Annotated in this window: 14 protein-coding genes; 9 read left to right on the forward strand and 5 right to left on the reverse strand. The window is 72.5% G+C overall.

The window, feature by feature from the left end; genetic code table 11:
- Positions 1-26: 26 nt before the first annotated feature.
- Positions 27-2,783, forward strand: a complete 2,757-nt coding sequence (locus GTY96_RS14600; protein ID WP_143903478.1) for a M1 family metallopeptidase — start codon at positions 27-29, stop codon at positions 2,781-2,783.
- Positions 2,784-2,859: 76 nt separating this feature from the next.
- Here the strand turns inward: GTY96_RS14600 and GTY96_RS14605 are convergent, their stop codons facing one another.
- Entirely contained in the window at positions 2,860-3,612 is a 753-nt protein-coding gene (locus tag GTY96_RS14605; RefSeq protein ID WP_143903480.1) for an enoyl-CoA hydratase, read from the reverse strand.
- Between the two features lie 11 nt (positions 3,613-3,623).
- Positions 3,624-4,535, reverse strand: a complete 912-nt coding sequence (locus tag GTY96_RS14610) for a ribose-phosphate diphosphokinase (protein WP_143903482.1) — start codon at positions 4,533-4,535, stop codon at positions 3,624-3,626.
- A gap of 133 nt (positions 4,536-4,668) precedes the next feature.
- Between GTY96_RS14610 and GTY96_RS14615 the strand changes: the two genes are divergently transcribed.
- The 4 genes from GTY96_RS14615 (at position 4,669) to orn (ending at position 7,683) form a co-directional block, all read left to right on the forward strand.
- Positions 4,669-5,355 (forward strand): phosphoribosyltransferase, encoded by a 687-nt coding sequence (locus GTY96_RS14615; RefSeq protein WP_161665047.1) that lies wholly within the window; start codon positions 4,669-4,671, stop codon positions 5,353-5,355.
- 52 nt (positions 5,356-5,407) lie between these two features.
- Positions 5,408-5,863 (forward strand): archease, encoded by a 456-nt coding sequence (locus GTY96_RS14620; protein ID WP_143903486.1) that lies wholly within the window; start codon positions 5,408-5,410, stop codon positions 5,861-5,863.
- Between the two features lies 1 nt (position 5,864).
- A complete protein-coding gene (locus tag GTY96_RS14625; protein ID WP_161665048.1) occupies positions 5,865-7,067 on the forward strand; it encodes a bifunctional alpha/beta hydrolase/OsmC family protein in 1,203 nt (400 codons plus the stop codon).
- A 64-nt stretch (positions 7,068-7,131) separates the two neighbouring features.
- A complete protein-coding gene (gene orn / locus GTY96_RS14630) occupies positions 7,132-7,683 on the forward strand; it encodes an oligoribonuclease (RefSeq protein WP_143903488.1) in 552 nt (183 codons plus the stop codon).
- 9 nt (positions 7,684-7,692) lie between these two features.
- On the opposite strand, the gene GTY96_RS14635 is transcribed toward orn, so the two are convergent.
- Positions 7,693-8,061 carry a response regulator gene (locus GTY96_RS14635; RefSeq protein ID WP_143903490.1) on the reverse strand — a complete coding sequence of 123 codons (369 nt, stop codon included), beginning with the start codon at positions 8,059-8,061 and terminating at the stop codon, positions 7,693-7,695.
- A gap of 198 nt (positions 8,062-8,259) precedes the next feature.
- Positions 8,260-9,807, reverse strand: a complete 1,548-nt coding sequence (locus GTY96_RS14640; RefSeq protein WP_143903492.1) for a class I adenylate-forming enzyme family protein — start codon at positions 9,805-9,807, stop codon at positions 8,260-8,262.
- A 167-nt stretch (positions 9,808-9,974) separates the two neighbouring features.
- Here GTY96_RS14640 and GTY96_RS14645 point away from each other — a divergent pair, with 167 nt between their 5' ends.
- Positions 9,975-10,577 carry a hypothetical protein gene (locus tag GTY96_RS14645; protein ID WP_143903494.1) on the forward strand — a complete coding sequence of 201 codons (603 nt, stop codon included), beginning with the start codon at positions 9,975-9,977 and terminating at the stop codon, positions 10,575-10,577.
- A gap of 36 nt (positions 10,578-10,613) precedes the next feature.
- Positions 10,614-11,192, forward strand: coding sequence for a hypothetical protein (locus GTY96_RS14650; RefSeq protein ID WP_143903496.1), 579 nt, complete (start codon positions 10,614-10,616; stop codon positions 11,190-11,192).
- Here the strand turns inward: GTY96_RS14650 and GTY96_RS14655 are convergent.
- On the reverse strand, positions 11,189-12,028 hold the full coding sequence (locus GTY96_RS14655) for a hypothetical protein (RefSeq protein WP_143903498.1): 840 nt from the start codon (positions 12,026-12,028) through the stop codon (positions 11,189-11,191). The genes GTY96_RS14650 and GTY96_RS14655 overlap by 4 nt on opposite strands.
- Positions 12,029-12,245: 217 nt before the next feature.
- On the opposite strand from GTY96_RS14655, the gene GTY96_RS14660 reads away from it, so the two are divergent.
- A complete protein-coding gene (locus GTY96_RS14660; protein WP_143903500.1) occupies positions 12,246-13,490 on the forward strand; it encodes an efflux RND transporter periplasmic adaptor subunit in 1,245 nt (414 codons plus the stop codon).
- Positions 13,490-14,233, forward strand: a complete 744-nt coding sequence (locus GTY96_RS14665) for an ABC transporter ATP-binding protein (protein WP_186001992.1) — start codon at positions 13,490-13,492, stop codon at positions 14,231-14,233. The genes GTY96_RS14660 and GTY96_RS14665 overlap by 1 nt, the downstream gene beginning before the upstream one ends.
- Positions 14,234-14,235: the final 2 nt, after the last annotated feature.

Below are 14,235 nucleotides of genomic sequence, written 5' to 3' on the forward strand. Positions count from 1 at the left end.
GCTGCTCTGGTCCACACTGCGCGGCCATGCCCAACCTGCTCCGTCCGGTGGCGCTGGCCACCGTTACCTTCCTCGCGGCATGTGGTGCCCGTCAGGGCAACGCCCCCGCTCCCGGTGCTGCGGAAACGCCCCCTGTCGCCGCCGCGCCCGCCGCGCCCACGCCGCCGGAGCTGCGGCTGCCCGGCGACGTGCGTCCCACGAACTACTCCCTCGTGTTGAAGATGGATCCGAAGGTCGCGGCCTTCGAAGGCACCGTCGACATCACGCTGGACGTGGCGAAGGTGACGAGCGTCATCTGGCTGCACGGCAAGGACCTCATCGTGAAGGAGGCCACCGTCGAACAGGCCGGCGTCACGCGGGCGGTGAGGCCGTCCTCCGCGGGCGAGGACTTCCTGGGCCTGTCGCTGGACAAGCCCCTGGCCGTGGGCGGCGCGAAGCTGCGCATCGCGTACACGGGCACCGCCTCCGAGCGCGAGGTGTCCGGCGCCTTCCGCGTCAACGAGGACGGCGACTGGTACGTCTACACCCAGTTCGAGGCGCTGGGCGCCCGCCGCGCCTTCCCGTCCTTCGACGAGCCCGGCTTCAAGGTCCCCTTCCAGCTCACCTTCCACGTGCCGGATGGCAACGTGGCCGTCACCAACACGCCGCAGCTGGCGGAGGAGAAGGGCGCGGACGGCTGGCACATCCACCGCTTCGCCCCCACGCAGCCGCTGCCCAGCTACCTGGTGGCCTTCGGCGTGGGCCCCTTCGACTTCCTGCCCGCGCGCGACGCGGGGCAGAAGCACGTGAAGACGCGCATCATCACGCCGCGGGGCCGCGCCAGCGAGGGCGCCTGGGCCGCGAAGGTGACGCCCGAAATCCTGGAGCGCCTGGAGCACTACTTCGGCATCCCGTACGCGTTCGAGAAGCTGGACGTGCTCGCGGTGCCGCTGCTGGGCGGGGCCATGGAGAACCCGGGCCTGGTGACGTTCAACTCGCGCCTCATCCTGTCGAAGCCGGAAGAGGACACCGTGCTCCGGCAGCGCGCGTTCGCCGACGTGCAGGTGCACGAGCTGGCGCACCAGTGGTTCGGCGACCTGGTCACCATGGCGTGGTGGGACGACCTGTGGCTCAACGAGTCCTTCGCCTCGTGGATGACCCCGCGCATCGTGGAGTCGTGGCAGCCCACGTGGGACGCGCCGGTGGAGCGCGTGCAGGAGCGCAACGGCGCGCTGGACTCGGACAGCCTGGTGTCCGCGCGCTTCATCCGCCAGCCCATCCACGACTCCGGTGACATCCAGAACGCCTTCGACGGCATCACCTACGGCAAGGGCAGCGCCGTGCTGGCGATGACGGAGACGTGGCTGGGCCAGGACGTCTTCCAGAAGGGCATCCAGCGCTACCTGCGCGCGCACGCGGGCAAGAACGCCACCGCGAAGGACTTCCTGGACGCGCTGTCCGCCGAGTCCGGCAAGGACGTGGCCCAGGTGATGAACAGCTTCCTGGACCAGACGGGCGCGCCCTTCATCACCGCCGCCCTGACGTGCGACGGCGGCGCGCCGCGCGTGGCCCTCACCCAGCAGCGCTACCTGCGCCTGGGCTCCCAGTCCCCTGGCGCGCAGCTGTGGAAGGTGCCGGTGTGCGTGAAGTACCCGGACGCGGCCGGCAAGAACGCCACCGCGTGCACGCTGATGACGGAGGAGAAGGCGGAGGTCGCGCTGAGCGGGGCGAAGGGGTGCCCGGCGTGGGTGTTCCCCAACGCGGAGGGCGCGGGCTACTACCGCGTGCGGCTGTCGGATGAGACGCGCAAGAAGCTGATGAAGGCGGGCCTGTCGAAGCTGTCGCGCGCGGAGCGCGTGGTGCTGCTGGGGGACTCACTGGCCCTGGCGCAGGCGGGCCTGCTGCCCGCGACGGAGGCCCTGCCGCTGCTCACGGGCGTGGCGGAGGACCCGGACCGGCAGGTGCTGGAGGCCGGCCTGGACCTGCTGGACCTCGTGTCGCGGCGGCTGCTCACGGAGGCCCAGGACCCGGCGCGCTCCCGCTACATCCGGGACACCTTCGGCCCGCGCGCGCGCAAGCTGGGCTTCAAGCCGAAGGCCGGGGAGAGCGAGGACCTGCGCCTGCTGCGGCCGCGCCTGCTGGAGCTGGCCGGCAACGAGGGCGACGACCCGAAGCTCGTCGCCGAGGCGCGCACCCTGGCGGACCAGTGGCTGAAGGACCGCAAGGCGGTGTCCCCGGACGTGGTGACCGTGGTGCTCTCCATCGCCATGGAGCACGGGGACGCGGCCTTCCAGGCGAAGCTGCTGGGGGCGCTGCGCGCGGAGAAGGACCGCTACCATCGCCAGCAGCTGCTGGGCGGCCTGTCCCACGTCACCGACCCGAAGCTCGTGACGGCGAACCTGGACCTGCTGCTGGACCCGGGTCAGGACGCGCGTGAGAACCTGTGGCTGCTCTTCGGGGCGTCGCGCAACCCGGCCACCCGCGACACCGCTGTCGACTTCGTGAAGGCGCACTACGACACGCTGGTGGGCCCCGACGGCAAGTCGGGCCTGATGCCGGAGGGCATGGGCGCCCGGCTGGCGTTCATGGGCGCCGGCTACTGCGACGCGGCCAAGCGCCAGGAGGTGGCCGCCTTCTTCGAGCCGCGCGCCAGCAAGGTGCCCGGCTCCGAGCGCGTGCTCCGGCAGGTGCTGGAGGTCGTGGACCAGTGCATCGCGCTGAAGCAGGCCCAGGGCGCGAGCATCGGGGCGTTCCTCACGGGCGGCGGCGCGAAGGCCCCCCAGGCGCTGCCCGCGCCCCGCTAGGGCGCTGAAAACGGCACCGGGCCCGCGAGACATCCCGCGGGCCCGGTGGAGGGACTTCGGCGACGGGGGCGGAGGGCTACTTCCGGCCGCGCGACATGAAGGACATGAAGGCTTCCTTCGCCTCGTCCGAGTGCAGGCGCTGGATGAACTCGGCGCCTTCGTGCTTGAGGGTGGCCTCCACCTGCTCCCGCAGGGGGCCGCGGATGAGGCGCTTGGTCACCTTCAGCGCTTCGGCCGGACGCTGCGCCAGGGCGCGGGCGCGCTCGGTGGCGAACTCCTTCAGCTGCGCCTCCGGGACGGCCTTGTTGATGATGCCGGCGCGCAGCGCGGTGGCGGCGTCGAACGGGTCTCCGAACAGCAGCAGCTCCGACGCCAGCGCGAAGCCCGCCATGCGCGGCAACAGCAGGCTGCTGGCGCCCTCCGCGCACAGGCCCAGGTTGACGAAGGGCATGCTGAAGCGCGCCTTCTCCCCGGCCACCACGTAGTCACAGTGCAGCAGCATCGTGGTGCCGATGCCCACCGCCGCGCCCTCCACCGCGGCGAGCACGGGCTTGGCCATGCCGGACAGGGTGCGCAGGTACTGGAACACCGCGCTGTCCTCGCCCGCGGGCGGGTGCTCCAGGAAGTCGCCAATGTCGTTGCCCGCCGTGAACGCCCCGCCCGCGCCAGACAGGAGCACCACCCGGATGTCGTCGCGGCGGTCCGCCTCCAGGAGGGCCGCGGTGGCGGCCTCGTACATGGCGTGGGTGAAGGCGTTCTTCTTCTCCGGCCGGTTGAAGGTGACGGAGAAGACCCCCGCGTCGAGCTGCGTCAGAAGCGTGTCGGACATGGCCGGACAGCCTAACGCGCGTCGGGCCGGAGTGCGCGCAAGAGCAGCGGGGCCAGCGTCACCACCTGGTGGGGAAAGGGCAGGCCCTGTCGGGGCTCCACGCTGTCCGTGCTGACCAGCCGCTGGACGGGCACGCCGCGCAGGCGCTCCAGCGCGGGGCCCACCAGCAGGGCGTGCGTGGTGGCGAGGATGAAGTCGTCCGCGCAGCCCTCGCCCTTGAGCTCCTTCGCCGCCGCCGCCAGCGTGCCGCCGGTGGACACCATGTCGTCCACCAGGATGGGGCGCATGCCGCGCACCTGGCCCAGCAGGCCCAGCGTCTCCACGTCGTTGCCGCTCAGCCGCGCCTTGTGCACCACGGCCCACGGGCGGCCGAGCAGCTTCGCCAGCGCCTCCGCGCGCTTCACCGCGCCCAGGTCCGGCGCCACCACCACGGAGGTGTCGGAGACGTAGGGGCGCAGGGCCTCCGCCAGCAGCGGCAGCGCGGACAGGTGCTCCAGCGGGGCGCCGAAGCAGCCCTCCAGCGCCGGGTTGTGCAGGTCCACGGTGAACACGCGCTCGAAGCGGCCATGGGACAGCAGGTCGGCCACCAGCCGGCCGCCCAGGGGTTCGCCCGCGCGGGCCCGCCGGTCCTGCCGCGCGTAGCCCACGTAGGGAATCACCGCCTCCAGCGACGCCGCGCCCGCCCGCCAGCACGCGTCCGCGAGCAGCAGCAGCTCCAGCAGGTGCTCCCCCACGGGCGGCGTGGAGGTCTGGAGGACGACGACGCGGCGGCCCCGGATGGCCTCCGGGGGCACTTCGATGTGCAGTTCTCCATCCGGGAAGCGCTCCAGCTTCACCTCCACCGGGGCGGTGCCGAACGCCTGGGCGAGCGCGCGGCCGAGGTGGGGACTGGCACTGCCGACGACGAGGGCGGGTTCCGTCATGGGGCCCCACCCTAGCCCGGGACGCGCTCACGGTGCCCTGGCCTCCCGGGCATCCCGCCAGGGGAGCCGCTGTCCGCGTCTTCGCCGCCACATCCCGAGGGGACGACCACCTTCCGGGGGAGGGAGGCTGGCGATGCGTTTCCGGGACAGGGCGGAGGCCGGGCAGAAGCTCGCGGGGGTGTTGGCGCCCTACCGCTCCGGGGACGTGTGCGTGCTGGGGCTGGCGCGCGGGGGGCTGCGCGTGGCGCTGGAGGTGGCTCGGGCGCTGGAGGCCCCGCTGGACCTGTGGCTGGCGCGCCGGGTGCGCGTCCCCGGGCAGCGGGCCACGCTGGGCGCGGTGGCGGAAGGGGGCGGGCGCTACGTGGACCCCCAGGCCGCGCGCCAGGCCCAGCTGTCGTCGGACGCGCTCCAGCGCTTCGTGGACGCGGAGGCGGAGGACGTGGAGCAGCAGGCCCGGCAGCTCCGCGGCGGCCCCACGCCCCAGGTGCGCGGGCGCGTGGTGCTGCTGGTGGACGACGGGATGGTGACGGGCGCCACGGCGGCCGCGGCGCTCCTGGCGCTCAAGACGCAGGACGCCCGCCAGCGCATCGTGGCGGTGGGCGTGGCGACGCCGCGGGCGCTGGAGCTGAGCCGGAGCCGGGCGGACGCGGTGCACGCGCTCACGCTGTCGCCCTCGCTGCGGGAGGTCTCCGAGGCCTACGAGACCTTCCCCGCGCTGACCCAGGACGAGCTGCGGCGCTGGCTCACGCGCGCCCGGGAGGGCGTGCCCGCGCGGGCCCTGGGCGTGGCGCCCGACGTGGGCGGCGGGTGGTGGTTCTAGCGCGCCCCCGGGGCAGCGGGGCGCACGAACGGCAGGACACAGGAGAGGACCCATGGACGTTGAGTCAGTGCATGCGGAAGACCGCAGGCCCCGGGCGCACTGGGAGCACTTCACGCGCGAGGAGCTGCTCGGGGTGCGGGGCGTGGGCCGCTCCATGGAGCAGGCCTTCGAGATGGCGGCGCTGGCGCTCTCCGCGCTGGTGACGGACCCCGCCTCGGTGGAGATCCACGAGGAGCTGGAGGTGTCCTGCCAGTCGGTGGACCACGACACGCTGCTGGCGGACTGGCTGCGCGCCGTGGTGGGCGCGATGGCCGGACGGCGCCTGCGCTTCCAGAGCTTCGGGGTGCGCCTGGACGGGCTGAACCTCTTCGGCCACGGCTTCGGGGAGCGCGCCGGGGCCGCGCGCCACGGCGCCAACGTGGCGGTGACGGGCGCGGCGCTCACCCAGGTGTCCGTGCGTCAGGGGCCGGACGGGGTGTGGACCGCCGAGGCGCTGGTGGACTTCTAGGATGCCGGCCCGCGAGGTCGCGCTCCCCGGGGGCGAGGGGCGGCTGGAGCTGCCCCCCGGCGCTCCCGCGGCCAGCGCCGTGCTGGTGTCGTGCTTCGCGTGCCTGGGCCACTCGCCCGGGCCGGAGCGCCTGGCGCGCGCGCTGGTGTCGCGAGGCTTCGCGGTGCTGCGGCTGGACTTCACGGAGGTGCCCGAGAGCGCCCGCGCGCGGGGGCACCCGGACACGACGCCCAGCGTGGACACGGTGGTGGCCGCGTGCGCCTGGCTCGGCGCGCACGCGCCGGCGCCCCGGCTGCTGGTGGGCCACAGCCTGGGAGGCACGGCGGTGGCGGCGGCGCTGCCCCGGCTGCCGGACGTGGCGGCCGTGGCGCTGGTGAACGCCCCCGCGGGCGCGAAGGACGTGCTCGCCCTGCTGTCCCCGCGCGAGCGCGCCGCGGGGGAGGGCTCGCTGCGCCTGGAGCCCGGCCGGCTCAGGCTCCAGCGCGGCTTCGTCGCCGCCATCGACGGGGCGGCGGTGGCGAAGGCGCTGGGCGCGTTCCCGGGCGCGCTGCTGGTGATGCACGCGCCGGAGGACCGCTACGTGGGGTTGGACAACGCGCGCCGGCTGGTGACGTGCGCCCGCCGGCCCGCGAGCCTGGTGATGCTGGACGGGGCGGACCACTTCCTCGCGCGCAAGGAGGACGCGGCCTTCGCGGCGGACGTGCTGGGCCCGTGGGCCGCGCGGCACGTGGCGCGGGTGCGCGAGCGCGAGGAGCCGCTGCCGGAGGGACAGGTGGAGGTGCGCGAGGCGTCCGAGGGCGGGCTGGCCCAGGACATCCGCGTGGGGCCGCACTGGCTGCGCGCGGACGAGCCGCTGGCGCTGGGCGGGCAGGACTCGGGGCCCACGCCGTACGGACTGCTGGAGGCGGCGCTGGGGGCGTGCACGTCCATGACGGTGCGGATGTACGCGGACCGTCAGGGTTGGCCCCTCACGCGGGTGCGGGTGCGGCTGTCCCACGACCAGGTGCACGCGAAGGATGGCGCGGAGTGCGAGTCGCGGGTGGGGCGGGTGGAGCGGCTGGAGCGGCTCGTCCGGCTGGAGGGGCCCCTGACGGAGGAGCAGCGCGCGCGGCTGCTGCACATCGCGGAGCTGTGCCCGGTGCACCGCACGCTCGAATCCAAGGTGGACGTGCGGACGCGGCGGGACGATTCGTCCACGGAGTGAGTGCTCCGGGGCCCGGGGCTGCTATAGGGGCCTCTCCTCTCTTCGCGACCAGGATTCTTCGGACATGCATTCCCGTGACACCCGCCTTGTGTGGCTCGACCTGGAGATGACCGGCCTGGACCCCGAGTCCTGCGGCATCATCGAGGTGGGCGTCATCATCACCGGCCCGGACCTGCGCCCCATCGCGGAGTTCGAGCGCGTCATCTGGCAGCCGGAGGCGATGCTCCAGCGCATGGAGCCCGTCGTGCGCGACATGCACACGAAGAACGGCCTGCTGGAGAAGGTGCGCGCGTCCAACGTGTCCCTGCGCGTGGCGGAGCGCGACGTGACGTCCTTCATCGCGGACCACTGCGAGCTGGGCGAGGGCATCCTCGCGGGCAACTCCATCCACACGGACCGGCGCTTCCTCATCAGCCACATGCCCCTGCTGGACCGCTACCTGCATTACCGCATGGTGGATGTGACGAGCCTCAAGGTCCTGGTGCGCGCCTGGTATCCGGCGCTGGTGGAGCCGCGCAAGCCGCCCAGCGGCCACACCGCGCTCGCGGACCTGCGCTCCAGCATCAGCGAGCTGCAGTACTACCGGGACATCCTCTTCCGCGCGACGCCGGGCTGAGGGCGGGCCTCAGGCGCGGGGCCCGTCAGGGGGCAGCTGCTTCGCGAGGGTGCCGAGCAGGTCGTCCAGCTCGAAGGGCTTGGCGAGGAAGTGCGAGCTGGCGCGGCGCTCTTCCTCGGTGAGGCGGCCCGCGCTCATCACCACCACGGGCAGGTCGCGCAGGTCCGGGTGGGCGCGGATGCGGCGCAGCAGCTCGCCGCCATCCATCACCGGCATCATCAAGTCCAACAGCACGAGGTCCGGCTTCGAGGCCAGGAGCCGCTGGAGGCCCTCGTCCCCGTTGTACGCGGTGATGATGTCGTAGCCCTCCAGCGACAGGATGTCCTGGAGCGCCTCCACGATGGCGAGCTCGTCGTCGACGATGAGCAGCCGCTTCATTCCGTCCCCACCTCCGCGGTGCGCACGACGCACGCCTTCCCGTCCTGCCAGGAGGCAGGGGGCGCGTCGTTCAGGATGCGGACGGGGTGACACTTCACACGGGGCTCCCAAGTCTCTTGCCGCCAGAAGGTAGGTCCGCGCGCCACTTCGGCCAGGGGACGATGTGGGTTTTGTTGAGCGGGTGGCGGCGCGTGTGTTCTACGAAGCGGACAAGCGCTCCTTGAGGACATGCTTCTGGACCTTGCCCAGGGCATTGCGGGGCAGGGCGTCGGTGAAGACGACGCGGCGGGGCTTCTTGAAGGCGGCCAGGCGTTCGCGGCACCAGTCCACCAGGGCCTGGGCGTCGGTGGGGGCGCCGGGCGCGGGGACCACGACGGCGACGACCTGTTCACCGAAGTCCGCGTCGGGCAGGCCCAGCACGGCCGCTTCGGCGACGGCGGGGTGGGCGGTGAGGACCTCTTCGACTTCCCGGGGGTAGATGTTGAAGCCGCCGCTGATGATGAGCTCGCGGGCGCGGCCGGTGATGCGCAGGAAGCCGTCGGCGTCGTACTCGCCCAGGTCGCCGGTGCGGAACCAGCCTTCGGGGTCGAAGGCTTCGGTGGTGGCGTCGGGGCGGCGCCAGTAGCCGGTGAAGACGTGGGGCCCGCGCACCTCGATTTCGCCCGTCTCGCCGCGGGGCAGGGGCTGGCGGGAGCGCACGTCCACGACGCGGGCCTCCTGGCCGGGGAAGGGCATTCCCACGGTGCCGGGGCGGCGCTCGCCGTCGTAGGGCTGGGTGGTGTTCATCAGCGTCTCGGTCATCCCGTAGCGCTCCAGGATGCGGGCGCCGAAGCGCGCCTCGATGTCCAGGCACAGCTGGGGGCTCAGCGGAGCGGATCCGGAGACCCACAGGCGCAGCGCGCGCGGGGTGAGGCCGGCGCGGCGGGACTCCTCCAGCAGGCGGCCGTACATGGTGGGCACGCCGAAGAAGAGGGTGAGGGAGGGGTCGTCGTGGAGGGCGGTGAGCGCTTCGGAGGCGACGAAGCGGCGGCGCAGGTCCACGCTGGCGCCGGTGAAGAGCGTGCCGTGCAGGCCCACCATGAGGCCGTGGGTGTGGAAGAGGGGCAGGGTGAGGAGGAGGCGATCCGCGTCGGTCCAGCGCCACGCCTCGGTGACGGCGCGCACGTTGGCGAGCAGCTGGCGGTGCTGGAGCATGGCGCCCTTGGAGCGGCCGGTGGTGCCGGACGTGTAGCCCAGGACGGCGAGGTCCTCCGCGCGAGGGAGCGGCAGGGCCACGGTGGAGGCGGCGCCCTGTTCGAGCAGGGTGTCGAAGGCCACGGTGGGGAGGGACGCGGGGAGGTCCGGGGGCGGCGGCTCCACGGTGATGAGCCACCGCAGGGCGGGGAGCGAGTCGCGAAGGGGCGCGAGCTCGGCCGCGCCGGAGGTGCCGGTGACGCAGACCTGCACCTCCGCGTCGGAGAGGATGTGGGCCAGCTCCACCTGGCGGTACGCGGTGTTGACGAGCACGGCGACGCAGCCCGCGGCCTGGACGCCCAGCCACGTGACGACGAACGCATCGCTGTTCTCCAGGAAGAGGGCCACGCGCTCACCGGGCGCGAGCCCCCGGGCCTTGAGCCCGCGCGCGAACGCGGTGACTCGCTCCGCCAGCTGCCCGCGCGTGTAGGAAGCGCCCTCGAAGGAGAGCAGCGGGCGCGCGGGTGCGTGACGGGCGTGGTCCAGGAACACTTCGAGCAGGGAGGCCGGCATGGCGCGCGAGCCTAGCTGGGACGGGCTACGCTCGGCGCATGTCCGTGTGTCTGCGGGTCCTGCGGGTGTCAGGGGTGGTCGTGAGCATGTCCTGTTCCGCACCCCAGCCCACTCCAGGGGTGGTCCGGGGCAGGCCCGGCGAGAGACTGACCCGCCTCCCAGGTCCGATGCCTGGCTTTGGCCCGTTCGACAGCTTCTCCGACGCGTTGATCGCCGCGTGCCCCGTGATTCTGTCCAAGCCCCACGCGACCGCGGGCCGTCAGGGCCTCCAGGATTTCGATGTCCGCTGGCGCGTCTCGAAGGAGTACTGCGCCTGGCTGTATTACACGCCGGCTGGCAGGTATGAGATGAGCATGCTGACGGACCAGTCGGCGCAAGACGACCTGGACCGCCGGAGGAGCTGCCTGCTGCCAGAGACCGTCGACGACGCACGGTTTCCCGCAGGGAGCCTCAAGTACGTCTTCGCCCTGCACAACCATCCCTACGAGGGGCATCTCTCGGATGGGGACCTCCGGATGATTGTCTCCATGGGCCGGGTCCACGGGTGGGTCGTCGAAGCAGGCGGGATGAAGGTTCCCCTGTCGATTGTCGCGTTCTTTTCCAACTCAGGTGACCTGGAGCATCCCTCGTGCGACGGCTTCTTCCAGTACATCCCGGTGACAGGTGAACTGAAGAAGTGGACGGAGAGGGACCCGGGGAGCTGGCGCCAGGAGCTGCTGGGCACTGTCACCTGGCAGGATGAAGAGCACTACCGCATCGATGCGAAATAGCGTGCCCGGCCCCTTGAGTCCTGCCAGGAGTGAGGCGTGAAGAGGAACCCTTTCATCCTGGTGTCGGCGTTCTGGGTCGTGAGCTGCGTGAGAGCCGCCGCGCCCGCTCCCGTGAAGGTCGACGAGGATTCATCCATTGTCTTCCCCCCGTTCTTCGCGCAGCCCGCTGTCTCGGTGGGAACGGAAGGCACGGTGTACGAACTGGATGGCGACACCCTGCGCGCGCTCTCCATCGCGACACGGGACCTGCTTCCACCCCAGGACAAGCCCGTGTCCTGTGGAAGCCGCTGGGAGTCCCAGCGGTACCGGGTCGTCCGCCAGGGCGAAGTCATCTTCATTCGCATCGAGGAGGACCCCGGCGCCTGTGGCCGAACGCATCCCGCCCTGGACTCTGGCGCCAGCTACGCCATCCACCGGGACGGCAGGATCTTGCGGCGGCTCATCGATGGTCAGGCCGATGTCTCGGCTCCTGCGGATGCGGGCACGCCTTCCATTCCGGGTGACCCCGGGACTGCATCCCCAGAGGGACTGGGTGAAGGGCCCTCGCCGTTCCTCCCCCAGGCCTGGCAGGACGCGGGCCCGCCTGGCCCCGCGCCTGCCCCGGCGCGCCGTTAGAACAGCGACATGCCCAGCGTGATGCTGGTCAGGAAGCCGCCGTGCTGGGTCAGGTTCAGCGCGGTCCTCGTGAGGATGTCCTGCGGTCCGCCGTCGCGCACCGTCCAGTTGTCCTCACGCAGCCGGAAGCCCCAACCCACGCGCAGGCCCAGGTACATGGGGCCCATCGCCTGACGCAGACCCATGGCCACCGTCGCCACCGGCGTGAGCAGCCGGTCCGTGAACCGGACATCGCCTCCGTCGATCTCCGTGGTCGTCTCACCGCCCAGGTTGAAGCTCACGCCTCCCTCCAGGAAGGGGCTCGTGCGCACCTCGCCCAGCGGATACAGCCGCGCCAGTGGCCCCACGCGCCAGCCCCACGCGCCAGCGCCGGCGCTCAGGTTGAGCCCCAGCCACGGCGCCGCCCGGTACTCCAGCTCGCCGCCGAAGATGCCCGAGGGGCTGTTGAACCCCAGCGCCACGCCCAGGTCCAGGTTCGTCCGGCCTCCCCGGCGGCGCGGCCGCGAGTCCTCCCGGTCGCGCCCCACCGAGTCCTGGCCCAGGCCCTCCGCCTCCTGCGCGTCCTCCACCGCCCCCCCGCCCGCCGCCGTGGCTACCTCCGGGTTCGACGCCTCCTGGAGCAGCGCGTGAGCCATCGCCACCGAACCCCTGTCGCTCAGGGGCTCGAGGCCATAGCGCGTCCCCTCCGCCACCTTGGCCGCCGCGAGTCCGGTGGCCTCCACTTCACTCCCGACCTCCGTGAGGTGGAGGTGCACGGTGTCGGCCAGGGCGGAGAAGGGCAGAAGGGTGGCGGCCAGCAGCATGCTGGCGCGCACCCGCGAAGTGGTGGGGCGCATGGGATTCCTAGAAGTTGTGCGGGAAGTGAAGCGAGCAGGCAGACGGACCGACGCTGTTCCTATTCACCCCCAGCGCACCTTTCCGCGGTGTCCGTTCCTGGGACGCGCCTTTCGCGCAAGCGGTCAACGCCGCTCCGTCCCTCGAACCGTTCCCCCTGTTTCCAGGCGGTTGTCTCCGCTCCAGTCCCTGGCACGCGGCTCGCTATGGAGGCGACCCGTGGACATCCCCAAGGCTCGTGCACCTCGCCGCAAACCCTATCTCCTGGCCGCCCTGGGCCTGGGCCTGCTCGTGGCCGTGACGGTGGGCCTCGGCCGGCTGCGCCCCGCCGCCCCCACGGTGGAGCGAGCCTCGGTGTGGCTGGACACGGTGAAGCGCGGCCCGCTGGTGCGTCAGGTGAAGGGGACCGGTTCGCTGGTGCCCGAGTCCATCCGCTGGCTCACCGCCGACACCGCCGGCCGCGTGGAGCGCATCCACGTGCGCCCCGGCGCCACCGTGACCGCGGGCACGCTGCTCCTGGAGCTGTCCAACCCCGACGTGCAGCTCCAGGCCCTGGAGGCCGAGCGCCAGCTGGCGAGCGCGGAAGGCGACTTCCTGGAGCTGCGCGAGCTGCTCCAGACGCAGCGCCTGTCCCAGCAGGCCACCGTGGCCGCCCTCGCCGCCGAGGCCGCCGACGCCACGCGCCGCTCCCAGGCCAACGTGGCCCTGTTCGAGAAGGCCTTCGTCGGCGACCTGGAGACGCGGCAGGCGCGGGAGAAGGCGGAGGCGTCCGACCAGCGTCTGGAATTGGAGCGCCAGCGCCTGGACGTCATGACCCAGAGCCTGCGCCAGCGCCTGGCCTCCCAGCAGGAGCAGGTGGAGCGCCTGAAGGCCGTGGCGCGCTTCCGCCGCCAGCAGGTGGAGTCCATGAAGGTGCTGGCGGGCGAGGACGGCGTGCTCCAGGAGCTGCCCCTGGAGCTGGGCCAGTGGGTCACGCCCGGCGTGCTGCTGGCCAAGGTCGTGAAGCCCGAACGGTTGAAGGCGGAGCTGCGCATCGCGGAGACGCAGGCGCGCGACATCCTGCCGGGCCTGAAGGTGCAGGTGGACACGCGCAACGGCGTCGTCGAAGGCACCGTGGCCCGCGTGGCGCCCGCGGCCAGCCAGGGCACGGTGCGCGTGGAGGTGTCGCTGCCGGCCACGCTGCCCAAGGGGGCCCGGCCGGACCTCACCGTGGAGGGCACGGTGGAGCTGGAGCGGCTGGATGACGTGCTGTCGGTGGGCCGCCCGGCGGGGGCCCAGGCGGACAGCTCGCTGGCGCTCTTCCGGCTCGTGCCTGGAGGCGACGAGGCGGTGCGCATCCCGGTGAAGCTGGGCCGGGGCTCGGTGAACGCGGTGGAGGTGGTGCAGGGGTTGGTGGAGGGTGATCAGGTGGTGCTGTCGGACATGACCGCGTGGGACGCGGTGGAACGCGTGAGGCTGCGATGATGACGACGATGACGAACGACCTCGAGGCGAAGGTGGTGGCGCCCGGAGCGGTGCCGGGGAAGGCCCTGCTCCAGCTCGACGGGCTCACGAAGGTGTTCGAGACGGAGGAGGTGGAGACGCACGCGCTGTCCAACATCCACCTCACCATCCGCCAGAACGAATGGGTGGCCATCGTGGGCCCGTCCGGCTCCGGCAAGTCCACGCTGCTCGCGGTGCTGGGGCTCCTGGACACGGCCACGCGCGGCAGCTACCTGCTGGACGGACGCAGCGTGCTGGAGCTGTCGCCCACGGACCGGGCGAAGGTGCGCAACCAGCACATCGGCTTCATCTTCCAGAGCTTCAACCTCATCGGCGACCTCACCGTCTTCGAGAACGTGGAGCTGCCGCTCACCTACCGCGGCCTGCCCGCGGCGGACCGCAAGCAGCGCGTGGAGCGGGCCCTGGAGCGCGTGGGCATGGCGCACCGGGCGCGGCACCTGCCGGGGCAGCTCTCCGGCGGTCAGCAGCAGCGCGTCGCGGTGGCGCGCGCCGTGGCGGGGGATCCGCTCATCCTCCTGGCGGACGAGCCCACGGGCAACCTGGACTCGAAGAACGGCGAGGCGGTGATGCAGCTCTTGTCGGACCTGCACAAGGCGGGCTCCACGCTGTGCATGGTGACGCACGACCCGGCGCACGCGCGCATCGCCACGCGCACGGTGAGCCTCTTCGACGGCCGCGTCGTGCAGGACGAGCAGCTTCGCTAGGG

Origin of the sequence: Corallococcus silvisoli (genome assembly GCF_009909145.1) — a bacterium.
GTDB classification, from domain to species: Bacteria; Myxococcota; Myxococcia; order Myxococcales; family Myxococcaceae; genus Corallococcus; species Corallococcus silvisoli.